Raw genomic sequence first — 23,493 nt, 5'->3', positions numbered from 1 at the left:
TGTATGAAACCTGCCTCAATAACTTAACGCCGGCCTTGTGCCGGCGTTTTTTTGCGCAGATTTCTGACCGAGAAGAAACAATCGCCTTGCCATCCGCGCAGCAAAAAGCCCGGACCTTTCGGTGCCGGGCCTTGGTAAAATCGACTGTTGGTCAAATGGCGCCAGCGTATTCGCCCCGCGCGGGATAGCTGTTGGCGATTGCAAAATCCAGCGCCTGGACCAGTTCAGAAAAATGCGGTCGGACAAAGGGCATGGTTTGAACCGATCCGTAGTAAAGCGACTGATCGGGGGAGACCATGAACAGGCCGGGTTCCGAAAAAAGGGCGGGCTCCTCGATCCCGATGGAGGTTTTCCCGCGCGAGGTTGAGATATACAGCCCCCAGTCCCGCGCAACACCCAGGTTCAGATCGTACCCAAAGCGCAGGTTGGTCGCCTCGATCTTGTCGGCCATCTGCCTTGTCCGGTCTGCATCGTCGCTGCTGACGGCAATTGTACCGACGCCCCGTTCCGCAAACTCATCGACACGCGCCTGAAACTCCGCCAGGTAGGTTGCGCAAAGCGGACAATGCAACCCCCGGTAAAAGCAAATCACTGTCCCGGTCTTTGAGGCTTCATCAGACAGATTGAAAGTCGCTCCGTCCAGTGTCGGTACGGTCAGGTCGGGGGTCTTTTTGCGGGGAAGCAGCATCGCTAGATCCTTTCGGCGTTGCATTTCTTTGCTAAGGGGTAGCAAGATATCAAATCGAATAAATCAAAAATAATTGATCGAAACGCCGATATGCCTGACCAAGATCGCCTTTCGGCCCTGATGTCCCGTTTCTCCCTGCGTGTGACCGTATGTGCCGGCGCAGAGGCCAATTTTGTGGTCAGGGGGGATCAGGCCACTGCACAGCCGCAATGCATGTTTTTGTCCCGCGCACCGATCCCAGAGCTTTGCGACGGGCATGCGATGTTGCAGGCGCGGGTCAATTGGGGCGGCGCCGACAATCCGTTGCTGGCCGCATTGCCGCAACTGGTCCGCCACGATCTGACAAAGGACCCGACCACCGCTGCTTTGGCAGGCCTGTTGGTGACGGAACATCGGGCACGGCGCTGCGGGGCAAACTCGGTCCTGAACCGTTTGGGAGAGGTGCTTTTGGTCCATCTGTTGCGCGGGCAGATCGAACGGGGATCTGTCGAGCCCGGGCTTTTGGGCGGTCTCGCCGATCCCCGCCTCAGCCGCGCGATTGTCGCCTTGCATGATGATCCGGGACGGCCCTGGCCGATCGAGGCGATGGCCCAGAATGCCGGCTTGTCGGTTAGTCGTTTTGCAGAGCTGTTTCGCGGTGCCGTGGGCGAAACGCCATCCGCATATCTGCGCAAGTGGCGCCTGACTCTGGCCAAACAGGATATCGAGCGTGGCGACCGGGTCGGCCAGGTTGCCCGTCGCTATGGGTATGGCTCCACCGAAGCGTTGGGCCGCGCCTGTCAAACCGCCTTTGGAGCGACTCCGATGAATCTGCGCAAGGCAGCGCGTTCAAACGACCAGGAATGCGTCGGTTGACAACACCCCGTCTCAATACGATCACTTTGATCAACTGCCTTTTGAAATCGGCGGGCCAAGATAATGCAGAGCCGGGCTGCCAGTTTCGGTGATGCGCTCAGGGAGGATATCAGATGACCAAGATCAATCGCCGTATGGCCGTCGCACTCATGGGGGGCGCTGCTGCCATGGGCCTTGCTACACCAAGCATCGCGCGAGGAAAGAAGGTGACGGTGGGGGCGCTGCGATTCACCAGCCATTCCGGCAGCTTCATCGCCTTGGAGCGAGACTATTTTGCCGAGGCTGGTCTGGACGTCGAATTAAAGTTCTTTCAAGCCGCCCCACCCATGGCCGTGGCCATCGCCTCGGGTGATGTCGATTACGCCGTGACGGCCATGTCGGGGGGCCTGGTGTCCCTGGCTGACAAGGGCGCAATCAAAATCATCGGTGGCGCGCTTTCCGAAGAGCCGGGGATCGACGGGCAAAAGATCCTTGCCTCGGACGCGGCCTTCCAGGCAGGGCTGACCGCTCCTGCCGGGCTGGATGGCAAGTCTTTTGGCATGTCCGCGGCGGGATCCTCTTTCCACTATATGGGTTCCAAGGTTGCGCAGGCCGAGGGTGCCTCCCTGACGTTCAAGCCGTTGCAAAAGGTGGGCGCGATCATCGGTGCGCTGAAATCCGGCCAGATCGATGCCTGGTCCATCGTGCCTCATATCGCCAAACCGCTGGCCGCATCCGGTGCAGTTCACATTATCGGAAACGTGTCCGATTACCTGCCGAACTATCAAGTGACCACCGTCTTTACGTCGGCCAAGAATGCCTCGGATGAACGCGAACTGACCGAAGGATTCCTGACCGGCTTTTCCAGAGGGGTCGCAGACTACAATGCAACCATGATTGACAAGGCGGGTGGCGATGACGGTGTGCAGCAGATGGTCGATCTGATCCATAAATACGTCTATACGGATCGCCCGCGCGACAAGGCGGCGCCATCAATCATCAACGGCACGATGCGGCTGAACGAAGGGGCGGCGCTCAATACCGCTTCCCTTCAGGATCAACTCAGCTGGTATCAGTCGGAAGGGCTGGTAGGGGCCGATATCACCCTCGATACGGTGGTGGATACCAGCTATGTCGAAACGCTCAGCTAGCGTCAGCTGATGGAGATCCGCCTGTCAGGCATCAACCACGCCTATGGCGATGTGACGGTGATGCAGGATATCTCACTCGACATCCCGTCGGGTCAGATCGTCTGCATCGTCGGCCCGTCCGGGTGCGGTAAGTCCACCTTGTTGCGTTTGATCGGGGGGTTGGAACGCCCGCAGGCGGGGCAGGTCCTGCAGGTTGGTGACCCGCCTGCCGGGTGCCTGAACCCGCTCACCTATATCTTTCAGGATTTTGCGTTGCTGCCCTGGCGCACGGTGCAGGGGAACATTTCTCTGGTTTTGGAGGATCACGGGCTGCCTGCACAGCAACGGCAGGGGATCATTGACGCGGTTCTGGCGCGAACCAACCTGGGCGACTTTGCCCAGGCCCTGCCAAAACAATTGTCCGGTGGGATGAAACAGCGCGTGGCGATCGCGCGCGCCTTGGCCGTGAACCCGGCCGTGATGCTGATGGATGAGCCTTTGTCGGCGCTCGACAGTCAAACGCGCGAACTGCTCATGGAGGATCTGATCGCCCTGTGGCAACGCGCGCCGTTCACCGCCGTCTACGTGACCCATAACTTGGCCGAAGCTGTGCGGCTGGGGCATAAAATCGTTGTCTTGTCCCGCCGTCCGGGGCGCATCCGCGAGATTGTCACACTGGATACGCCGATCACAGTTCGTCAAAGCGGTGACCCGGACCTGCAGCAAACCCATGACATGCTTTGGGCGATGTTGCGGGATGAGGCCCGGGCCGCCGATGCCGAACTGATCCATGGCTGAACCGCAGCGCGCCCAAAGTGTTCCGTTCCGCGGGGCTGGCTTCAAACCCTCTCCACGGCGCGGCATGGGCCTGGCCGTTTTCGTGGTCTTGATCGGCTTGGCTGAATGGGGAACGCGGGCCGGTTGGATCTCGGCCCTGACATTGCCCAAGCCAACGGATGTGGTGCAAACCTTTGTCGATCTGTACCAATCCGGATTGCTGTGGAAGCATATATTGCCGTCACTCGGGCGTCTGGGTGTCGGCGCTGCCTTGGGGGCGACACTGGGCATCGGCGTGGGGCTGTTGATCGGGCTCTTTTCCTATATTCGCGCAGGTCTGGTGCCGTTGGTCGCGGCGATTTTTCCGATCCCCAAGATCGCGCTGTTGCCGCTTTTCGTGATCTGGTTCGGGATTGATGAGGGGTCAAAATATGCGCTGATCGCATTTGGCACCTTCACTCCAACGGTGGTGGCCACCTATGGCGCGGTCGATAACGTGGACCGCACGTTGATCAGGATGGGACAGAGCTTTGGTCTGTCCTGGGTGTCGATTGTGCGCAAGATCGTCTTGCCTGGCGCGATGCCAGGCATCCTGTCAGGGCTGCGCATCAGCCTGGCGATTGCGATTATCCTGCTGGTCGCGGCCGAGATGTTGGGGGCCGAATACGGTATCGGCGCCTACATCCTTGAGGCCGGATCGCTTTATGATCTTGAACGGCTGTTCGCAGGGGTCGTGATCCTGTCGATCTTGGGTGTCATCGTCAGTTTTCTGATCGGCCTGATCGAACGCCGGGTGCTGCGCTGGCGGATCTGAGGCGCTTATCCTCATCATGTGATCTCATAGGGCAGGACGCCGCGGTGATGGGGGCGAATGGTCAATGTTCGCTCCAGTGGGGGCACGGCGCGTTGGTGGCAATCGCGCCGCTCGCAGATACGACAAGAAATACCGATGGGCTCAAAGGCCTGTGGTGTGTCCACGTCCATTCCGTCGGCATAGATCAGCGCGCCTGCATGACCGACCTCACATCCAAGCGCGATGGCGAACCGGCGCACCGGCGCGCCCCAAGCGCCGCCGGGTTTGCTGACATCGCGGGCGAGCGAGACATAGCGCACGCCATCGGGTGTTTCGGCAAGCTGGCGCAGGAACTGGCCGGGCGTTTCGAAGGCGCGGTGAACATTCCATAACGGGCAGGCGCCCCCAAACCGAGCGAATTGCAGCCGCGTTGCCGAATGCCGTTTGGTGATCGTGCCGGCCTGATCCACCCGAACAAAGAAGAAGGGCACCCCCTTCGCGCCGGGGCGCTGCAAAGTGGACAAGCGGTGGGCCACCTGCTCGATCGACGCGCCGAACTGACGGGCCAGTACTTCCACGTCATGGCGCGTATTTCGTGCAGCAGTCAGGAAGCGTTGATAGGGCAGCAAAGCGGCACCTGCAAAGTAATTCGCCAACCCGATACGCGCGATATCGCGGGCCTCGGGCGCATGAAAGCGCGCCAGGTCGAGGGTCGCATCAATGAGGTCCCCGTGATCCATCAAGGCCAGGTGGTGCAGGATCTGAAACCGGCGCGTGGGTTCCGAGGCACGGGTCGACAGGGTCAGGACCTGCTGTTCGGCATCATACATGCGCAACTCTGCCGCTGTGGTCTGGGCGATTGTGATGCCCCGCGCCGCGAGCCGCCCCAATGCTGTGGTGACGGGATCGCCGGTATCGGCGATCCGCTCGGCCGCGCGGTCGACTGCATCCAGGTAGTTGTCGCAATAATGGAAGAAATCGCGCACCTCTTCCCACGGCGATACCGGCACGCGGGACTGCCCCAGCGCATCATCGAGCGAGGCCAGCCGTTCATGGGTCTGGCGGTACGCGCGGTGTAGTTCGAGAAACGCATGGGCCAGAGCTGGTGCGTTGGAGGCAGCCAACCTCAGATCGGCCAAAGGTGGCGTATCGGGAAAAACCGGATCTGCCAGGGCTTCGCGCATGTCACTGACCAGACGCTCGGTCTCACCCAGGCTCAGCTCAGTGACATCGAAGCCGAATTCCTGCGCCAATGCCAGGACCACCCCGGTGGAAACCGGGCGATTATTGTTTTCCATCTGATTGAGATAGGGCAAGGATACACCCAGCTTGGCTGCGAACGCCTTTTGTGTCAGGCTCAAGCGCTGCCGGACTTCTCGCAGTTTTACCCCGGCATAGAGTTTCTGATTGGCCATCGCTATTTGCACCTTTGCTCAACAGGTGCGTAGTCTTTGCAAACTGGTCACGCAACGCCCAATGTGCGCTCCCGTTGGATCACCAGAAGGATTGCCAGCACAGCAACAGCTGATGTCACGCATATCAGGAGCAGCAAGGGAAAGGCGCCCGATCCCGGTGACAGCAGCAGACCGGCCACCGCCGACAATGCGGCACCACCCCCGATCATGATGGCCCCGCCCAGCCCGCTGGCCGTTCCCGCCAGATGCGGCCGGACAGAGAGCATGCCGGCTGTTGCGTTTGGGATGACCAGACCGTTGCCCAGGCCCACAAAGATAAAGAACCCAAAAAATACAGCAGGCTGCATGGTGGTGCTCAAGTCGATCAAAAGCAGCAGAACCATGCCCAAAAGGGTCAAACCTGTGCCTGTCAGAACCATCATGTTCAGCCCAAACCGCGTCGAATACCGCCCCGACAGGTAATTTCCGGCGGCATAGCCCACCGCCGGTGCGCCAAAGTAAAATCCCATCATTGTTGGGCTCAGCCCGAAAACATCCGTCGCAATGAATGGGGCCCCCCCGAGATAGGCAAAGAATGCGCCAGAGGCAAAGGCCGCCGCCGCGCAATAACCCCAGAAGCGGCGCGATGTCAGCAGTTCGGGGTAGTCTCGCACTTGTGCCGCGAAACTGGTGGAGGTTGCCGTGGCCGTTTCGCCCAAATCACGCCAGATCAGGATAAAGATCAGGCCGCCGCAAATCAGCATAAGCCAGAAATTCGCTTTCCAGCCAAAGGCTTCATCCAGGACCCCGCCTGCCATCGGTGCGACCATAGGCACAATCGCCATGCCCATAGTGACATAACCGATCATCGATGCTGCCTCGTTTGGCCCGACCATGTCGCGCACAACCGCCCGGCTTAGCACCAGACCCGCTGTGATCACCGCTTGGGCCATGCGAAAGATCAAAAAGACCTCGACCGTCTGTGCCAGCAATGTGCCTAGCGTTGCCAGCATGAACCCCGCAACGGCCCAAAGAAGGACGGGTCTGCGGCCATAGCGATCCGAAATTGGGCCGATAAAAAGCTGCAACACGCCGTTCACACCCAGATAGACCGGCACCGATAGCGCGACGATCCAGGGATCAGCCTCGTAATACGCGGCCATGGAGGGCAGGGATGGCAGGAAGATATTCATCGACATGGCCGAAACACCCGCCATCAAAACCAGCGTCATGATGTGGGGCGGCGTATGTTGATCGAGGAAAACGGGTTTTCGAACGGTGTCAGCCATCGTGAATAGCTAGAACTGGCCGGGCAACTTGTCCATTGCCCGGACCGCAGGTCTGCTGTGCAGATCTGTCAGGCGATTGTCAGATCGTCCCAGAGGGCTGCGATGCGGATATCCTCGACCCGCAAAACGTCACCTCCGCCGAAATCGTAAACAACATCGGCACCGTCTTGTTGTGCAATTTTCTGGGCTTGGTGGACAGAGTTCACCCCCACCATATCCAGAAGGATCGTGTCGATATCATCTTTGAAATCGGTGATCCGATCGTGGTCGCCGCCTTCACGGAACGCAAATGTATCGCGCCCCTTGCCCCCCGTCATGACATCATTGCCGCTATTGCCATTCATGCGATCATGGCCGTGATTGCCGAGCAGGATATCGTTGCCTTCATGCCCGATCAGCGTGTCATGGCCCCAGCCGCCACTGATGCGATCATTGCCCTGATTACCGCGCAACGTATCTTCGCCGTCGCCACCAAAGATCCGGTCGTCGCCGCTACCGCCCCAGACCATGTCATCACCTTTGCCACCGTCAATCTCATCAAAGCCGCCATGGCCCCAGATCAGGTTATCGGCTGTGTTGCCGGTGATCGTATCGCCAAGTCGGCTTCCGCGCGCATTCTCGATCACGGTCCCGTAGGCGATGACGACATCATCGTAACCGTTAAACTGCGAGAATTGCCCTTGTCGCAGATCGATCTGGACGGGCGTTACATTTTTCTGCGCCGACAGGGTGTCGGTCCCGCCAGCATCATAGATCGCGTCGACTGTTTCACTACGGGGGCCATAATAGGTTGTGTTGCCCTTGCGCGTCTCGGTGTTGGCGCCCCAGAGATCCTGTAACGCTAGGATGTCATAAAGTTGCAGAACATCCCCGTTTTCCTGGATATCGGGATTATAATCATACGACATGACCGTGTATTTGTTGCTCTCAAACTGCGCAGGCAGTTCAGCATCATGTTCAAACGGATGACGCAGGGCCAAGGCATGACCGACTTCATGTAAGATCAGGCTGGGATTGTCGGCCAGATTGAGCCCGGTATCAAAGACGGTGAAAGCGTCATATTCAGCCAGCCCGCCATCGCCATAATAGCTGTAATTGTAGCCGCCGATTCCGGCAAATCCCGGCAGGTCGGCCTTGCCAAGATTAAGGTCTGGATCAGCCTGGCCCGACACTTCGACAAAACGAATATTCGCAATGCTTTCAATGTGATCAAGGCCCTCGCGAACGGCATCACGCTCTGCGCCATTCATCGATTTCCACCCAGTATAGTCTCGCCATAGGTCGCTCGGCTGACGTCCATTGGCGAACTGATAGGTGAAGACATAGGCCGGGTCAGAAGTCCGGTTGATCCATTTGTTTGAAAGGCCGTCCAGATCGAACTGAAGGGCGTTGAGTATCTCAGGCTTCGTTGGCAAAGCGATCTCCCCGAATACACAGAACCAGACACACCCGGCATTTTTGCCGGATTACCGGTGTTATCTTATAACTCACAGCAATTGTCTGGTTTTTTTGGATCTGTTTCTGTCATCTGAGGTGAAATCCGCTGATTACCGTTTGGTAAACCGGCGATTAAAATCCTTGGAGCGATTTGCAGATATACAATTTTCAGAAGGTATTCGAAGTAGAGTTTGCAAATACGCTCCTTTCCGCTTCAACCTCCTGCGACCCTTGAGATATACAAACAGCGTGGCACAGGGAGAAACACATGAAAGACATCCTGGAACAACTTGAAAGCAGGCGTAAAAATGCGCGTGAAGGTGGCGGCGCGCGGCGGATCGCGGCCCAACATGCCAAGGGCAAGTTAACGGCACGCGAGCGAATCGAGTTGTTGCTGGACGAGGAGTCCTTTGAGGAATTCGACATGTTTGTCGCCCATCGCTGTACGGATTTCGGGATGGAAGATGACCGGCCCGCGGGCGACGGGGTGGTCACCGGTTGGGGCACCGTGAACGGACGCATGGTTTATGTGTTCAGCCAGGACTTCACCGTGTTTGGTGGATCGCTGTCTGAAACCCATGCCAACAAGATCGCAAAGATCATGGATATGGCGGTGCAAAACGGTGCGCCGGTCATTGGTCTGAACGACAGCGGCGGCGCGCGTATCCAGGAAGGCGTTGCCTCCCTTGCCGGTTATGCGGAGGTGTTCCAGCGCAACATCATGGCATCTGGGGTTGTGCCGCAGATCAGCGTGATCATGGGGCCCTGTGCGGGGGGGGCGGTGTATTCTCCTGCGATGACGGACTTCATCTTTATGGTGAAGGATAGCAGTTACATGTTCGTTACCGGCCCGGACGTTGTGAAAACCGTGACAAATGAGATGGTTACGGCTGAAGAACTGGGCGGCGCGTCAACCCATACCAAGAAATCCAGCGTCGCCGACGGCGCGTTCGAGAATGATGTGGAGGCGATGGCAGAGGTGCGCCGGTTGGTCGATTTCCTGCCCCTCAATAATCGGGAAAAGCCCCCCGTGCGGCCGTTTTTCGATGATCCGGCACGGGTGGAGTATAGTCTGGATACGCTCGTTCCGGCCAATGCCAACACGCCTTACGATATGAAGGAACTCATCGCGAAACTTGCCGATGAAGGCGATTTTTACGAGATACAACAAGACTTTGCCAAGAACATCATCACCGGCTTCATCCGTCTGGAAGGGGCCACCGTGGGCGTTGTCGCGAACCAGCCGATGGTGCTGGCGGGCTGTCTGGATATCGATAGCAGCCGCAAGGCGGCGCGGTTCGTGCGGTTCTGCGATGCGTTTGAGATCCCGATTTTGACGCTGGTCGATGTGCCCGGCTTCCTGCCTGGGACCAGTCAGGAATATGGTGGCGTGATCAAGCACGGGGCCAAGTTGCTTTTTGCCTATGGCGAGGCCACTGTGCCGAAAGTCACTGTTATCACACGAAAAGCTTATGGCGGGGCCTATGATGTGATGGCGTCGAAACACCTGCGCGGGGACTTTAACTATGCCTGGCCAACTGCCGAGATTGCAGTGATGGGAGCCAAGGGCGCGACCGAGATCCTGTATCGCAGCGAGTTGGGGGATGCTGACAAGATCGCGGCGCGGACCAAGGATTATGAAGATCGGTTTGCAAACCCCTTTGTGGCCGCGGAAAAAGGGTTTATCGACGAGGTGATTCAGCCCCATTCGACCCGTCGTCGTGTGTCGCGCGCCTTTGCGAGCTTGCGGGGCAAAAGGCTGCAGAACCCGTGGAAAAAGCATGACAACATCCCGCTGTGATGGCCATGTCTGGATCCCGCACAGCGTATGCAGAACCTATGCACAAACCATACATACGCTCCGGTCGCCGAGTTAGGGCTTTGGTCATGGGCGTCGGGGTATCTGTATGACTGACCCGATCTTTCACGTGATCGCGGATGGGCCGCGACCCGTGGCGCCGTTCAGCCATGCGGTGGAGCAGGGCGGTTGGATCCTGCTAACGGGGCAGATGCCGACGGATCCGGCGGCGCCTGACGCGCCGCTGCCTGAGGGCATCGCGGCGCAGACCCGCCGTGTGATGGATAATCTGGAAGTTGTTCTGAAGAGCCTCGGTCTGGATCTGAGCCACGTTTTGCAATGCCGCTGCTACCTGACGGCCTTCGACCGACATTTTGCAGAGTTCAACGCAGCCTATCAAAGCTATTTCCCGGCAGATCGCCGGCCTGCGCGCACGACTATCGGTGTCACAGCCTTGGCCGTGGGCGCATTGGTCGAGATCGACTGCGTTGCCAAGCGTCCGGACAAGGCCGGCTAATGGCGTCGCACTGGCATATCCTGCGCGACGGGGCGGTTGTTATCGTGACCCGGCAACTGCCCCCCCGATTCGATGTGATGGCCCAGACGGAATTGCCCGATGCGGGCCGATTGAAGATCGCGCAGCAGGTCCGGCAGGACATGTGGCGGCTGCTTCAGAAGCTACGGGGCTTCTCTCCGGTCGTGTCGGTGGAGCGTCACGCCGCTGGTTTGACGGTCCGTGCAGGTGGGCGGGCCATGCACCCCTTTCACCGCACGACCCTTGAGGCGCAGTTGGCTGAATTGCTGGCCGAGCCGGAGCGGCGTGCCCGGTGGCTGCGTCACGCCAAGTTGAAGGAAGCCTTGAAATGAAGGTGATTTGGGCCGCAATGCTGGCCTGCTGTGCCACGGGTTCGTGGGCCGGGGATCTTCCATCGGGGCAGGAGACCACGCTGATCGACAGCCTGCTGGAGGAGCAATCGGGGACCGGAGAGACGTGGTTGGTCCTGCGCTATCTGGCGCCGCGGATCGCGCGTGGGGCAGGCGATCTGACCTATGAAGACGTGGCGCTGGACCTGGACAGATTGTGCGAAACAGACGGATTGGAGGCGCTTCGGCTGACCTCCGCCGATGTGGCACAAATTGTGATCATTTTGATGGATAGAGAGGTGCCAAGAGGCACACCAGACCCTGATGCAGCAATGTTCATCAGTGCCTATGAGCCGTCGGAAAATGGCTGTATTTGGCAATGAGCGTCGATTTTGCACAAAATATTGATGTTTTCGGACGGCGTAACCATGCCGCTGCGGCATTCGAGCCACAATCGGACAGCGTGCAGTTGGATGCCTGTTTTTTCAGAGGGTTGTGGCGTAGGTTACACATAGACCGCGGCCATGCGGTCTGTATCTTACTACGGGGCGGCCGTGATCGGCATCAATGTCGGAGCGAGCCGTCAAACTATGTCAGGAGACTAAAATGGCCAAGAGCATCAAGGCACTTATGCTGGTGGGCCTGGTGGCGTTCGTCGCTGCTTGCGCACAACAAGAAGAAGAAGTTGTTTTCGAACCGGTTGAGCCGGAACCCGTTCTCAACAAGTTCTAAGCTCTTTCGGGGGCGGGCGTCACAGCCTGCCCCCGCACCTCGTCCTTCGCAGTCCCGGGGAGGAGAGGTGTTTTCAAGTGGCGGTTTTCTGCACCGCGTACCGGGCCTCTCGACCCATCGCAGTAGACTACTATGTCCAAAGGCATTAAGGCGGTCTTGCTTGTTGGCTTGTTGGCATTCGTTGACGCGTGTGCTCAGCAAGAAGAAGACGTCTTTATCGAACCAGAACCCGCGTTCGAAAAGTTTTAAGCCCGCGCAGAGATTGGCCCTGGTGCCTGTCCCTCCATCCTTTCGCCCGCGACCGGAGCAGGGCTGATGGAAAAACATCGCGGCATGCCGAGTCGCCTTCCGGGTACCGATTTCCAATTTACAATTCGCCGTCCCGCCAAGGGGACACCCCCGGCGCTGCGGGCGCGGGAACGTTATGCGGACCGGCGTCCGGCGGACCGGCGCGCGGATGAGGGGTTTCTGACAGCGCTGTGGGACCTTTATGGCGATGCGCCATTTGCCCGGGGTAATCTTGATGCCGGGCGCTTGAATTGGTTGTTCGGGCGAGAGATCATTCCCGCCGAGGATCCGTTCAACCCCGAAAGCTATGATGCAGTTTTGCAGATTGATGTGGCACGGGCGCAATCGTCATTTCCGGCCCTAATTGACCGGAATATGTCCTAATGTTGCCTGTTTGGAGCATAGTTGCGCACACAACGGCCCGCTCTACCCTCCCCATAAATGGTGGGTTTCGCGATCACGCACAGTATTGCATGTTGTCACTGCAGACGGTGATCTCCAGCACAATATCTACCGCCTGCGAATGTCAAAACCGTTACCCTTCCCCTCGAACGAGGCCCAACTTGATTGTTGGGTCTCGTTTTTCTTTGTCGAACAGACATGACCGGCAATGGATTGCCGATGATCGGCGGGCGATGTTCACTTCTTTGACCGGCCTCTTTTGCGATCAAGGTTTAGCGCTTACATCACATTCTATAACAACACCGAGCGGAGGCTCTTCGGTATGCAGTATAAAACTTGGATGGCTGGTCTTTTTGTCATGGCGGCTTTGGCAGCTTGTGGCGACAACGATTTTGAACGCGGTCTTACCGGTGCGGCGGCAGGTGCCGTTGTGGCGGAAGCAACGGATAACGATCCCTTGGTCGGCGCGGCCGTTGGCGGCACGGCTGGCGTGTTTAGCGACGACATTCTGGGCAGATAACGCCTTTTTGCGGCCCTGGTTTTTCGGGTCGCGTCTGAAAAACATGACCGCTGTCGGGCCTGAGGTGCCCGGCAGCGGTTTTTCGTATGCGCAGACATTCGGCGCTGGCCAAAGACAAAGGGACAACAGATGTTCAAAAAGATCCTGATCGCGAACCGAGGGGAAATTGCGTGCCGGGTAATGAAGACCGCCCGCCGGATGGGGATCGATACGGTTGCCATTTATTCCGAGGCGGATGCGCAGGCGTTGCATGTGCAGATGGCGGATGAGGCTGTGCTGATCGGGCCTCCGCCCGCGAACCAAAGTTACATCGTCATCGACAAGGTGATGGCCGCGATCAAGGAAACGGGGGCAGAAGCCGTCCATCCGGGCTATGGTTTTCTGTCCGAGAACAAGCTGTTTGCCGAGGCGCTGAATGCCGCTGGTGTCGCTTTTATCGGCCCGCCCGCCACGGCGATCGAGCAGATGGGCGACAAGATCACCAGCAAGAAGATCGCTCAGGAGGCCGGGGTCAGCACGGTGCCGGGCTATATGGGCCTGATCGAGGATGCGGAGGAGGCGGTCAAGATCTCGGGCCAGGTCGGCTATCCGGTCATGATCAAGGCCAGTGCGGGTGGCGGCGGCAAGGGGATGCGCATCGCCTGGAATGACGAGGAAGCGCGGGAGGGCTTTCAGTCATCCAAGAACGAGGCGGCCAACAGTTTCGGCGATGACCGGATTTTCATTGAAAAATTCGTCACGCAACCGCGCCACATTGAAATTCAGGTGCTGGCCGATGCCCATGGGAATTGCATCTATCTGGGGGAGCGCGAATGCTCTATCCAGCGGCGCAACCAGAAGGTCATCGAAGAGGCGCCAAGCCCGTTCCTGGACGAGGCGACCCGCAAGGCCATGGGGGAGCAGGCGTGCGCCTTGGCCCAGGCAGTGGGCTATACCAGTGCGGGGACGGTTGAGTTCATCGTCGATGGCGACCGGAACTTCTATTTCCTGGAGATGAATACCCGCCTGCAGGTCGAACATCCCGTGACCGAATTGATCACTGGCGTTGATCTGGTGGAGCAGATGATCCGCGTCGCCAATGGCGAGCCTTTGACCCTGACGCAAGCCGATGTGCAGTTGAACGGTTGGGCGATGGAAAGCCGGCTTTACGCCGAGGATCCCTATCGCAACTTCCTTCCCTCCATCGGGCGGCTGGTGACCTATCGCCCCCCCCAGGAAGTGGCCACCGATACCCATGTGGTGCGGAATGATACCGGGGTGTATGAAGGTGGTGAGATCAGCATGTTCTACGATCCGATGATCGCCAAGTTGTGCACATGGGCGCCCACTCGGGCCGAGGCCATTGGTGGTATGCGGACCGCCCTTGATTCCTTTGAGCTGGAAGGGATCGGGCATAACCTGCCGTTTCTGTCGGCGGTGATGGATCATCCGAAATTCGTGTCGGGCGAGATCACGACCGCCTTTATCGCCGAGGAATATCCCGATGGGTTTGACGGTGTTCATCCCAATGAGGAGACCCAGCGCCGGATCGCTGCTGCGGCGGCTGCCATGTACCGCGTGGCCGAGATCCGGCGAGCCCGGATCAGCGGACGGATGGACAACCACGAACGCAAGGTGGGCACTGACTGGATCGTCGCGGTGAACGGCGCACGCTTTACCTGCACCACGGATGCTGATCGGGACGGGACCACGGTGACCTTCGACGATGGCTCTGCCCTGCGGATCGTCAGCGCGTGGACCCCGGGCCAGAGCCTCGCCCGGATCGAGATCGACGGGGTCGAAACCGTGCTGAAAGTGGGCAAGGCGACATCTGGTTACCGGATCCGGTATCGCGGCGCCGATATCAAGGTGCAGGTCTGGACCCCGCGGCAGGCAGAATTGGCGGCATTGATGCCCGAAAAGATAGCGCCTGACACATCGAAACTGCTGCTCTGCCCCATGCCCGGCCTGATTGTGACGGTCAACGTGGCCGAGGGTGATGAAGTGCAGGAGGGGCAGAACCTATGCACCGTTGAAGCCATGAAGATGGAGAATATCCTGCGGGCAGAACGCAAAGGTATTGTATCCAAGATCAATGCAGCGGCCGGTGATAGTCTGGCCGTGGATGACGTGATCATGGAGTTTGAATGACGACGGCTGCAGATGCTTCTGGGGACATGCCTGACCAGGCGGGTTCGGCCTATCTGTTGCCGATCCTTGCCTGTGGTGTGGCCCTGCTGGCGTTTTTGGCGTTACAGATCGCCACTTACGTGGTCGCTGGCGGTTACTTTGAGTATCCGCTGGATGATCCTTATATCCACATGTCTATTGCAGAGCAGATCCGCAACGGCGGCTATGGGGTCAATGCAGGGGAGTACGCGGCCGCTGCGTCGTCGATCCTGTTCCCATTTCTTTTGCTGCCTTTTGCGGGGGAGGAACTTCAGCGCTACCTGCCGCTGATCTGGAATATCGTCGGATTGGCTGCCGCGGCGCTGCTATGGGGGCGGATCCTGTTGCAAGGGGGATTGAGCGGCACGGTCTGGGGCATGCTGCTGGCCATCATCGGACCCTTGGCGCTCAACATGGTGGGCGTTGCTTTCACGGGGATGGAGCATAGCCTGCATGTGGCGGCGAGCCTGGCGATCATCTCTGGCCTGTTGACGTTCACGGCCTTCGGGCAGGTCGGTTGGCTGCTGATCCTGGGCATTGCCTTGGCCCCGTTGTTGCGGTTTGAAGGAGCGGCGTTATCCTTGGCTGCCGCGGGCGTGGTTATGCTGTTTGGCAGATCCGTCGCGGCATTTGGGTTGGCCGCATTGGCCGTTCTGCCGACCGCGGCGTTCGTGGGGTTTTTGATGTCGTTGGGGTTGGAGCCCTTACCCAGTTCTGTCTCCGCCAAGTTGGCGGATGTCGGGGAGGAGGCGGGTGGCTTTCTGCAGTTCGATAACACTTTGCTAACAGGCTATGTTCAGCGCGGTCTTCTGGCTCTTGTCGCAATCGGCATGGCGCTTTTGCTCCACCCGCGTGTGCGCCAATCGCATGTGATGTGGGTCCTGGCTGCTGCGATCCTGGCGGCATTGGCCCATATCGCCTTGGGGAAATTCGGCTGGATGAACCGGTATGAGGTCTACATCTTCGTGACCCTCGCCGCTTCAGTCGTCGCTGCTGTCGGTGCGACCGGGACCCGCACACTGCTTATCGCGCCGGTTCTGACCATCGTCTATGTTGGTGTCTTCTATGTCAGTCTGGCGGCCACTGTTTTTCCATACACGACCCGACCGGTCCATTTACAGCAGGCACAGATGGCACGGCTGGCCAAGCAGCATCTAAAGCAGCCTGTTGGCGTCAATGATCTGGGCTGGGTGGCCTGGCGCAATCCTGATTACGTGCTGGACCTGTGGGGCCTGGCCAATCACGAGGCGCGAGCCGCGCGTCTTTCAGGGGCTGAACCGGGCTGGGCTGCGGATCTTCTCGCGGAGCGCGGCATTGAGTTCGCCATGATTTACGAGCCATGGCTTGCCCGGGAAATCGGCCCGGATTGGCAGCGCCTGGGCCTTTTGCAGATGAGGTACACCTCCCCCTATATCGGCTGGCGTGAAGTGATGTTTCTGGTCGCCCCCGGTACCGATACGGCACCGTTTGCGGATCACGTGCGGGACTGGGCGCAGGAACTTCCGCCCGGCTCTCGCTTTGTCTTCCAGCCGGGGATGGGGGGATGATCTATTGCGACAACTCCAGCTTGCGGTCCCGCAATTCCTGTTTCCGCAGGGGCATCTTGTCGATGGAGCGGCTGATCTCGCGCACGTCCCAGGGGAAGGGTTTGCGCAGCTTGACGCCGCCATCCTTGCCGATGAGCACCAACATGAAGCCGCGTGGGCGCAGTTTGCGACGCAATTCCGTAGGCTCTGACGGATCGGTATCCGTGATGATGACCACATCGCGCTCGCGCAATTCTTCGCTGCGGGCGGTCAACAACTCCATCTGGCGGGTAAAGGCCGGATCAAGTTGGGTCTGGGCAAAGACGACCACGGGGCGCTTTTGCCACAGGAATTCGCCCAGATCGACTTGGTTTGCGTCGATGACGGTCACGCCCTCAGGTGTGGCCGCCGTTTCGGCCGATGTGGTGTCTTGGGCCAATGCGGCCGGGCCTGTCAGGCCGATTGCCAAAAGAAGTGGTATGATTGGTTTCATGAAGCCTCCGGTCATTGCCCATATAAGCCGCCCGACGCCGGTTGGAATGCCCAAATTTTCGTGTGCGCCCGGAATGCCGCGGCGCGATCCATCTGAACACTGGCAGCGTGCGGTATTTGCCGGGTTGCCGCCGACCCAAGGAGTGCCCGATGACAGATCTGCCTGAGGACTGGAAAGAGCTTGCCGCGAAGGAGTTGCGCGGACGCGCGGTGGAGGATCTGACCTGGGAGACGCTGGAAGGGATCCGGGTCAAGCCGGTCTACACGGCGGCAGACACGGTGGGCCTGGACCATATGGGGGGCGTGCCTGGGCAGGCGCCGTTCACGCGCGGGGTCAAGGCCACAATGTATGCGGGCCGCCCCTGGACAATCCGGCAATACGCAGGCTTCTCCACCGCCGAGGAAAGCAATGCGTTTTACCGCAAGGCCTTGGCGGCCGGGCAGCAGGGTGTCAGCGTGGCCTTCGATCTGGCAACCCACCGGGGCTATGATAGTGACCATCCCCGGGTCGAAGGGGATGTCGGCAAGGCCGGCGTCGCCATCGATTCGGTCGAGGACATGAAAGTGCTGTTCGACGGCATCCCCCTGGACAAGGTCAGCGTATCGATGACGATGAACGGTGCCGTGATCCCGATCTTGGCCAATTTCATCGTCACCGGCGAAGAGCAGGGCCATGACCGTGCGGTCCTGTCGGGCACCATTCAGAACGACATTCTGAAGGAGTTCATGGTGCGCAACACTTACGTTTATCCTCCTGAGCCGTCGATGCGGATCATCGCGGATATCATTGAATACACGGCGGCTGAGATGCCGAAGTTCAACTCGATCAGCATTTCCGGCTATCACATGCAGGAGGCGGGTGCGAACCTGGTGCAGGAACTGGCCTACACCCTGGCCGATGGCCGCGAATATGTGCGCGCCGCGATCAGTCGGGGGATGGATGTGGATGCCTTTGCCGGGCGGCTATCGTTTTTCTTTGCCATCGGGATGAATTTCTTCATGGAAGCGGCCAAGCTGCGGGCGGCGCGCCTGCTCTGGCACCGGATCATGGCGGAGTTCGAGCCGAAAAACCCCAAATCATCGATGTTGCGCACCCATTGCCAGACTTCCGGTGTCAGTTTGCAAGAGCAAGACCCCTATAACAACGTGGTCCGCACCGCTTACGAGGCTATGGCTGCGGCACTTGGTGGGACCCAGTCGTTGCACACCAACGCCTTGGACGAGGCGATTGCGCTGCCCACCGATTTCGCGTCTCGCATCGCACGCAATACCCAACTGATCCTGCAAGAGGAAACGGGCATTACCAATGTCGTCGATCCGCTGGCGGGCAGTTACTATGTCGAAAACCTGACCGCGGAACTGGCGGACCAGGCCTGGGCCCTGATCGAAGAAGTCGAGGAGATGGGGGGCATGACCAAGGCCGTGGCCTCTGGCATGCCCAAGCTGCGGATCGAGGAAACCGCCGCCCGGCGCCAGGCCATGATCGACCGCGGTGAGGAGGTCATTGTCGGCGTCAACAAGTATCGCCTTGACCAAGAGGACCCGATCGACATCCGCGATATCGATAATACAGCCGTGCGGGAGGCACAGGTCACGCAACTGGCGGGCATCCGCGGCACGCGTGATGCGGCGGCTTGCGATGGCGCCCTTGCGGCGCTTGAGCAGGCCGCCTCCACCGGTGAGGGGAATCTCCTCGCGCTGGCCGTGGAAGCCGCGCGCGCCCGCGCCACGGTCGGTGAAATCAGCCTGGCCATGGAACAGGCCTTTGGCCGCCACCGGGCCGAGGTCAAGACGCTGGCCGGTGTCTATGGCGCCGCCTACGAAGGCGATGATGATTTCGCTGCCATCCAGACATCGGTCGAGGCCTTTGCCGAGGCCGAGGGGCGCCGCCCGCGCATGCTCGTCGTCAAGATGGGCCAGGACGGCCATGACCGCGGCGCCAAGGTCATTGCCACGGCTTTCGCCGATATTGGCTTTGATGTGGATGTGGGCCCCCTGTTCCAGACCCCGGACGAGGCCGCGCAGGATGCCATCGACAACGATGTCCATGTCATTGGCATCAGTTCCCAGGCTGCGGGCCACAAGACCCTCGCTCCCAAACTGATCACCGCTCTGAAACAGCAGGGCGCGGGAGAGATCATCGTGATCTGCGGTGGCGTGATCCCCCAACAGGATTATCAGTATCTCTATGATGCCGGCGTCAAAGCGATCTTTGGCCCGGGCACGAATATTCCCAGCGCGGCTCAGGACATCCTGAATCTGATCCGCAAGGCGCGGCCCGAGGCTGCGGAATGAGCAACTATTCCCGGTTGGAGCGCATCGCGCAGATGGAACATCTGCTGGGTGCGGGCGACTGGGAGACGGGCGCGCAGTTCTTCACACCGGATGTCCGCTACCGTGTGGGCGCCCGGGAACCAGTGGCAGGCATAGACGGGATCCGCCGCTATATGGAAAGCCAGGCCGCCCGGATCCGCTGGACTGGCCATACCCTGTGCTGGCAGGCCGAGGACGACGCCACCCAGACAGCGGTGATCGAAGTGATCTCTCATTTCCAACGGGTCGCCGATGATGCGCCGATCGATCTGCCTTGCACCGACATTTACCGATTTGACGGGGACAGGATCTGCGACTGGCGGGTCTATGCGGATATCGCCATTCTTGGCGTCACCTGAGCCCGCAGCGGCCTGACGGATGTTACTGGGCAGGCACCGGATCCGCATCCTCTTCGGTGGCCTTGCGGGAGGCCACGATCAACGCCCCATATCCCATCACGGCAGAGATGACGGAACCGGCCAGAACACCCAGCCGCACCTGGTTCATCAGGATCGGATCGTCAAAGCTGAGCGACCCGATGAACAATGACATGGTGAACCCGATCCCGGCCAGGCAGGCCACACCGTAAATATGCAGCCAGTTGGCGCCATGGGGCAGGCGGGCATAGCCCAGCTTCACTGTGGCCCAGGTGAACCCGAACACGCCAATCTGCTTGCCCACGATCAAACCCAGTGTGATCCCCAACGGCAACGGCGCAAGGAGGTCGGCAAGGGACAACCCGTCCAGTACAACGCCTGCATTGGCAAAGGCAAAGATCGGCACGATCAGGAATGTGACATAGGGTTGAACCCCATGTTCCAGTGAATGCAGCGGGGATTTGCCCCAGCGATCTTTCAGCGGGATGCAGAATGCCAGGATCACCCCCGCCAGTGTTGCATGGATGCCGGATTTCAGCACCAGATACCACAACACAACACCCAGCATCAGGATCGGCCCGGTCCGGTGGACGGCCCTGAGGTTGAGGATGACCATCGCCGCCAAGGGGACAAAAGCCATCACCAGGTAGGTGACCTTAAGTTCCTCGGTATAGAAAAAGGCGATGATGAGGATCGCGCCCATGTCATCCAGAATGGCCAGGGTCAGCAAAAAGATCTTGAGAGATATGGGCGCTCGGCTGCCCAGCAGCGCCAGAACTCCCAGCGCAAAGGCAATGTCCGTGGCAGCCGGGATCGCCCAGCCTGTCATCCGTACCGGGTCCCCCCAGTTGATCATGGCAAAAATGATGGCGGGCAAGGCCATGCCCCCGACAGCGGCCAAGCCGGGCAACACCACGTCGCGCGGGTTCTTCAGCTTGCCTTCCAGCAATTCGCGCTTCAACTCCAACCCGACATAGAAAAAGAAGATCGCCATCAAACCGTCATTGATCCACAAGATCACCGGTTTCGACAGGTCCTCGCCATCGATCAAGACCGACAGATAGGCCCCCAGAATGCTGTCATAGAACGGCGCAAGCGCACTATTGGCCACGACAAGCGCTGCAATGGCCGATAGCATCAACAAAACACCCCCCGCGGCATCATGGCGGAAAAGGCGTTCTATGGTGCTGGAAATGGCCATTCAAATCATCCAAGTTGCGAGGTCTACCATTGAACGGGGGAGTAACGCATGCTGCGTTTGGTGCAATACAGGACTGCACAAAATCACAAAAAATAGCCCTTTGTACTGTCAAACCGAGGTGAATTTATGCTTTTCGACCATATCGCCATCGCAGCTCCTGATCTGGCCACCGGTACCGGCTGGGTCGAAGAGCAACTCGGGCTGTCTTTGCAGCCCGGTGGCCAACATGCCCATTTCGGTACGCATAACGCTCTGATGTCCCTTGGCCCTGCCGAATATCTGGAGGTCATCACCATTGACCCGGATGCGCCACCGCCAGCCTATCCGAGGTGGTTCGATCTGGACCGGTTCCAGGGTAAGCCGCGCGTGACCAACTGGATTCTGCGATCCGATGACATCGACCAAGCGCTGGGCCAAGTGGATCCGGGGGCCGGTCAGCCCGTTGACTTGGCCCGCGGGGCGTATCGCTGGCGCATGGCCGTGCCGGCAACCGGCATTTTGCCATTCGACAATATGCATCCCGCCTTGATCACGTGGGATGGACCGCATCCGGCAGCGGCTTTGCCGGATATCGGCGCCCGCCTGTTGCAGCTTGACGTGTCCCATCCCGATGCAGACGCGTTGCGCGAAAGCCTTCCGTTCCAGGATGACCGCGTGTCGTTTGTGGCCGGTCCCGCCGGGTTGCGGGCCAGAATCCAGACCCCCCATGGGACGCGCGAACTGGGGTAACAAAGCACCCTATCCTTACGTAATACCGTACTTTTCCGCCCCCTGACGGTGGGTTAGGATTTTGTTCATGTCGATTTGGAGCAGAATAGCTGACGCCGTTGCGGCACTGGCACAGGGGGAAGGGCTGGCGACGGTCTTTGACCGGCTGCGCGCGCCGCCGGAACGGTCGGTCGCCTTTGCAATTGCCGTCATTGCCCTGGGGGCCAAGATGGCCAAGGCCGACGGCATGGTCACCCGCGATGAGGTCACGGCCTTTCGGGAGATCTTTACCATTCCCGAATCCGAGGAAGCTAATGCGGCCCGCGTCTTTAACCTGGCCCGCCAGGACGTGGCCGGGTTCGAGGAATATGCGACCCGGATCGGCAGTATGTTCGATCAGGGCCATGCCGCTCTTGTTGACCTGCTGGAGGGGTTGTTTCATATCGCCATGGCCGATGGGGAGTATCACCCCAACGAGAACGAATTCCTCAAGCGCGTGGCCGAGATCTTTGGCGTGCAGGGGCGCGATTTCCGTTCCATCCGGGCGCGGTTCGTTCCCGATAGCCGCCCCGACCCCCATGATGTTCTGGGGGTCGAGCCTGGCGCCAGCCGCGAAGAGATCCGCGTGGCCTGGCGCCGTCTGGTGCGTGAAAGCCACCCGGATGTCATGCTGGCGCGCGGTGTCCCGGAAGAGGCCGTGAAACTGGCCGAGAAACGCCTGATCGCGATCAACCGCGCCTGGGAAGAGATCGGCGGCTGATGGATCTGAGGATCGCCACTTATAATGTCGAATGGTTCGACGCGCTTTTTGACGATGCGGGCGCACTGTTTCTGGATGGGGGTTGGTCTGGTCGGCGCGATGTGACGCGGGCCCAGCAGGCTAAGGCACTACGCCATGTTTTTCGCGCGCTCGATGCGGATGCCGCGCTGGTCGTTGAGGCCCCAGATACCGGTCGGGTTCGCCGCACGGGCCCGGCACTTGAACACTTTGCCGCCTGGGCTGGACTACGGGCGCGCCGTGCGGTGATCGGGTTTGCCAATGATACACAGCAGGAGATCGCGCTGCTTTTCGACCCCGAGCGCCTGGGTGCACTCCATGACCCCTCAGAGGCAGGCGATGTACCGCGCTTTGACGACGCCTTCGACATTGATCTGGATATCGATGACACGCCGGATCGGGTCGTCTTTTCTAAGCCGCCCTTGGAACTGAAGGTCACGGCGGGGGGGCAGGTCATCCGTGTGATCGGTGTTCATGTGAAATCAAAGGCACCCCATGGGGCGAAATCGGAGGCAGATGTGCTGCGCATCGCCATTGCCAACCGTCGCAAGCAACTGGCCCAATGCATCTGGTTGCGCCGCCGTGTGGTCGCTCATTTGAACGCCGCAGAGGCCTTGATCGTCTTGGGCGATTTCAACGACGGCCCGGGTTTGGACGAGTATGAACAACTCTTCGGACGATCTGGCCTGGAGATTGTGCTGGGCTGGGGGGAGGACACCGCGCCAGCACTCGTTGAACCCCATGCGAAACAGGCCCTGTCGGGTCCGACCGCGGGGCGATTTGAAACGGCCCGGTTCTGGCAACCACACGAACAGCGCTACCTGTCGGCCCTGTTGGATTACATCATGGTGTCACCTGATCTGGCCAAGCGCGAGCCAATCTGGCGGATCTGGCACCCTTTTGACGATGGTCCCTGTTTTCAGGATCACGCATTGCGGGAGGCCCTTCTGACGGCCAGCGATCATTTTCCTGTCACGTTGGATATTTCACTCTGACCGTTCAAA

General features: G+C 59.5%; 24 protein-coding genes. 18 read left to right on the top strand and 6 right to left on the bottom strand.

Annotated features, from left to right (window positions below):
• Nucleotides 1-151: 151 nt before the first annotated feature.
• Nucleotides 152-688, bottom strand: a complete 537-nt coding sequence (locus IU397_RS18575; protein WP_204416656.1) for a peroxiredoxin-like family protein — start codon at nucleotides 686-688, stop codon at nucleotides 152-154.
• 90 nt (nucleotides 689-778) lie between these two features.
• Here IU397_RS18575 and IU397_RS18570 point away from each other — a divergent pair, with 90 nt between their 5' ends.
• The 4 genes from IU397_RS18570 (at nucleotide 779) to IU397_RS18555 (ending at nucleotide 4,243) form a co-directional block, all read left to right on the top strand.
• A complete protein-coding gene (locus IU397_RS18570) occupies nucleotides 779-1,543 on the top strand; it encodes an AraC family transcriptional regulator (protein ID WP_204416654.1) in 765 nt (254 codons plus the stop codon).
• A gap of 113 nt (nucleotides 1,544-1,656) precedes the next feature.
• Entirely contained in the window at nucleotides 1,657-2,673 is a 1,017-nt protein-coding gene (locus tag IU397_RS18565) for an ABC transporter substrate-binding protein (RefSeq protein WP_204416652.1), read from the top strand.
• A 9-nt stretch (nucleotides 2,674-2,682) separates the two neighbouring features.
• Nucleotides 2,683-3,450 carry an ABC transporter ATP-binding protein gene (locus IU397_RS18560; protein WP_204416650.1) on the top strand — a complete coding sequence of 256 codons (768 nt, stop codon included), beginning with the start codon at nucleotides 2,683-2,685 and terminating at the stop codon, nucleotides 3,448-3,450.
• Entirely contained in the window at nucleotides 3,443-4,243 is an 801-nt protein-coding gene (locus IU397_RS18555) for an ABC transporter permease (protein ID WP_204416648.1), read from the top strand. The genes IU397_RS18560 and IU397_RS18555 overlap by 8 nt, the downstream gene beginning before the upstream one ends.
• A gap of 14 nt (nucleotides 4,244-4,257) precedes the next feature.
• Here IU397_RS18555 and IU397_RS18550 read toward each other — a convergent pair whose 3' ends face one another.
• The 3 genes from IU397_RS18550 to IU397_RS18540 form a co-directional block, all read right to left on the bottom strand.
• Nucleotides 4,258-5,637: a short-chain fatty acyl-CoA regulator family protein gene (locus tag IU397_RS18550; RefSeq protein ID WP_204416646.1), complete on the bottom strand. Its 1,380-nt coding sequence runs from the start codon at nucleotides 5,635-5,637 to the stop codon at nucleotides 4,258-4,260.
• Between the two features lie 47 nt (nucleotides 5,638-5,684).
• Nucleotides 5,685-6,905 carry a multidrug effflux MFS transporter gene (locus tag IU397_RS18545; RefSeq protein WP_204416644.1) on the bottom strand — a complete coding sequence of 407 codons (1,221 nt, stop codon included), beginning with the start codon at nucleotides 6,903-6,905 and terminating at the stop codon, nucleotides 5,685-5,687.
• Between the two features lie 68 nt (nucleotides 6,906-6,973).
• Nucleotides 6,974-8,320, bottom strand: coding sequence for a M10 family metallopeptidase C-terminal domain-containing protein (locus IU397_RS18540; protein ID WP_204416642.1), 1,347 nt, complete (start codon nucleotides 8,318-8,320; stop codon nucleotides 6,974-6,976).
• A gap of 290 nt (nucleotides 8,321-8,610) precedes the next feature.
• Here IU397_RS18540 and IU397_RS18535 point away from each other — a divergent pair, with 290 nt between their 5' ends.
• The 9 genes from IU397_RS18535 (at nucleotide 8,611) to IU397_RS18500 (ending at nucleotide 16,641) form a co-directional block, all read left to right on the top strand.
• Nucleotides 8,611-10,143, top strand: a complete 1,533-nt coding sequence (locus tag IU397_RS18535) for an acyl-CoA carboxylase subunit beta (protein WP_204416640.1) — start codon at nucleotides 8,611-8,613, stop codon at nucleotides 10,141-10,143.
• Between the two features lie 106 nt (nucleotides 10,144-10,249).
• Nucleotides 10,250-10,657 carry a RidA family protein gene (locus IU397_RS18530; RefSeq protein WP_204416638.1) on the top strand — a complete coding sequence of 136 codons (408 nt, stop codon included), beginning with the start codon at nucleotides 10,250-10,252 and terminating at the stop codon, nucleotides 10,655-10,657.
• Nucleotides 10,657-11,007, top strand: coding sequence for a hypothetical protein (locus IU397_RS18525; RefSeq protein WP_204416636.1), 351 nt, complete (start codon nucleotides 10,657-10,659; stop codon nucleotides 11,005-11,007). The genes IU397_RS18530 and IU397_RS18525 overlap by 1 nt, the downstream gene beginning before the upstream one ends.
• Nucleotides 11,004-11,387 (top strand): DUF6497 family protein, encoded by a 384-nt coding sequence (locus IU397_RS18520; protein WP_204416634.1) that lies wholly within the window; start codon nucleotides 11,004-11,006, stop codon nucleotides 11,385-11,387. Before IU397_RS18525 ends, IU397_RS18520 begins: the two co-directional genes overlap by 4 nt.
• 223 nt (nucleotides 11,388-11,610) lie before the next feature.
• Nucleotides 11,611-11,736, top strand: a complete 126-nt coding sequence (locus tag IU397_RS23660) for a hypothetical protein (protein WP_255569828.1) — start codon at nucleotides 11,611-11,613, stop codon at nucleotides 11,734-11,736.
• Between the two features lie 315 nt (nucleotides 11,737-12,051).
• Entirely contained in the window at nucleotides 12,052-12,408 is a 357-nt protein-coding gene (locus IU397_RS18515) for a hypothetical protein (protein ID WP_204416632.1), read from the top strand.
• A 340-nt stretch (nucleotides 12,409-12,748) separates the two neighbouring features.
• Nucleotides 12,749-12,946 carry a hypothetical protein gene (locus IU397_RS18510; RefSeq protein ID WP_204416630.1) on the top strand — a complete coding sequence of 66 codons (198 nt, stop codon included), beginning with the start codon at nucleotides 12,749-12,751 and terminating at the stop codon, nucleotides 12,944-12,946.
• A gap of 129 nt (nucleotides 12,947-13,075) precedes the next feature.
• On the top strand, nucleotides 13,076-15,076 hold the full coding sequence (locus IU397_RS18505; protein WP_204416628.1) for an acetyl/propionyl/methylcrotonyl-CoA carboxylase subunit alpha: 2,001 nt from the start codon (nucleotides 13,076-13,078) through the stop codon (nucleotides 15,074-15,076).
• Complete coding sequence (locus IU397_RS18500) at nucleotides 15,073-16,641, top strand: hypothetical protein (RefSeq protein ID WP_204416626.1); 1,569 nt, start codon at nucleotides 15,073-15,075, stop codon at nucleotides 16,639-16,641. Before IU397_RS18505 ends, IU397_RS18500 begins: the two co-directional genes overlap by 4 nt.
• Before the next feature lies 1 nt (nucleotide 16,642).
• On the opposite strand, the gene IU397_RS18495 is transcribed toward IU397_RS18500, so the two are convergent.
• On the bottom strand, nucleotides 16,643-17,113 hold the full coding sequence (locus tag IU397_RS18495; protein ID WP_204416624.1) for a DUF4174 domain-containing protein: 471 nt from the start codon (nucleotides 17,111-17,113) through the stop codon (nucleotides 16,643-16,645).
• Nucleotides 17,114-17,262: 149 nt separating this feature from the next.
• Here IU397_RS18495 and scpA point away from each other — a divergent pair, with 149 nt between their 5' ends.
• Together scpA and IU397_RS18485 are read left to right on the top strand one after the other, a co-directional pair.
• Nucleotides 17,263-19,407, top strand: coding sequence for a methylmalonyl-CoA mutase (gene scpA, locus IU397_RS18490; protein ID WP_204416622.1), 2,145 nt, complete (start codon nucleotides 17,263-17,265; stop codon nucleotides 19,405-19,407).
• Entirely contained in the window at nucleotides 19,404-19,784 is a 381-nt protein-coding gene (locus IU397_RS18485; protein WP_204416620.1) for a nuclear transport factor 2 family protein, read from the top strand. Before scpA ends, IU397_RS18485 begins: the two co-directional genes overlap by 4 nt.
• 22 nt (nucleotides 19,785-19,806) lie before the next feature.
• Here IU397_RS18485 and nhaA read toward each other — a convergent pair whose 3' ends face one another.
• The gene (nhaA, locus tag IU397_RS18480; RefSeq protein ID WP_204416618.1) at nucleotides 19,807-21,003 is read right to left on the bottom strand and encodes a Na+/H+ antiporter NhaA; all 1,197 of its coding nucleotides are present in this window, start codon (nucleotides 21,001-21,003) and stop codon (nucleotides 19,807-19,809) included.
• Between the two features lie 126 nt (nucleotides 21,004-21,129).
• Here nhaA and IU397_RS18475 point away from each other — a divergent pair, with 126 nt between their 5' ends.
• The 3 genes from IU397_RS18475 to IU397_RS18465 all read left to right on the top strand — a co-directional run bounded on the left by IU397_RS18475 (nucleotide 21,130) and on the right by IU397_RS18465 (nucleotide 23,484).
• Nucleotides 21,130-21,732: a VOC family protein gene (locus IU397_RS18475; protein WP_204416616.1), complete on the top strand. Its 603-nt coding sequence runs from the start codon at nucleotides 21,130-21,132 to the stop codon at nucleotides 21,730-21,732.
• A 67-nt stretch (nucleotides 21,733-21,799) separates the two neighbouring features.
• On the top strand, nucleotides 21,800-22,471 hold the full coding sequence (locus tag IU397_RS18470; protein ID WP_204416614.1) for a molecular chaperone DjiA: 672 nt from the start codon (nucleotides 21,800-21,802) through the stop codon (nucleotides 22,469-22,471).
• A gap of 5 nt (nucleotides 22,472-22,476) precedes the next feature.
• A complete protein-coding gene (locus tag IU397_RS18465) occupies nucleotides 22,477-23,484 on the top strand; it encodes an endonuclease/exonuclease/phosphatase family protein (RefSeq protein ID WP_204416736.1) in 1,008 nt (335 codons plus the stop codon).
• Nucleotides 23,485-23,493 lie beyond the last annotated feature (9 nt).

The sequence above is a fragment of the Actibacterium sp. 188UL27-1 genome, assembly GCF_016901225.1.
Classification (GTDB): Bacteria; Pseudomonadota; Alphaproteobacteria; order Rhodobacterales; family Rhodobacteraceae; genus 188UL27-1.
Note: the sequence above shows the minus strand (reverse complement) of the source record. Positions and strands in the feature narration are given on the sequence as shown.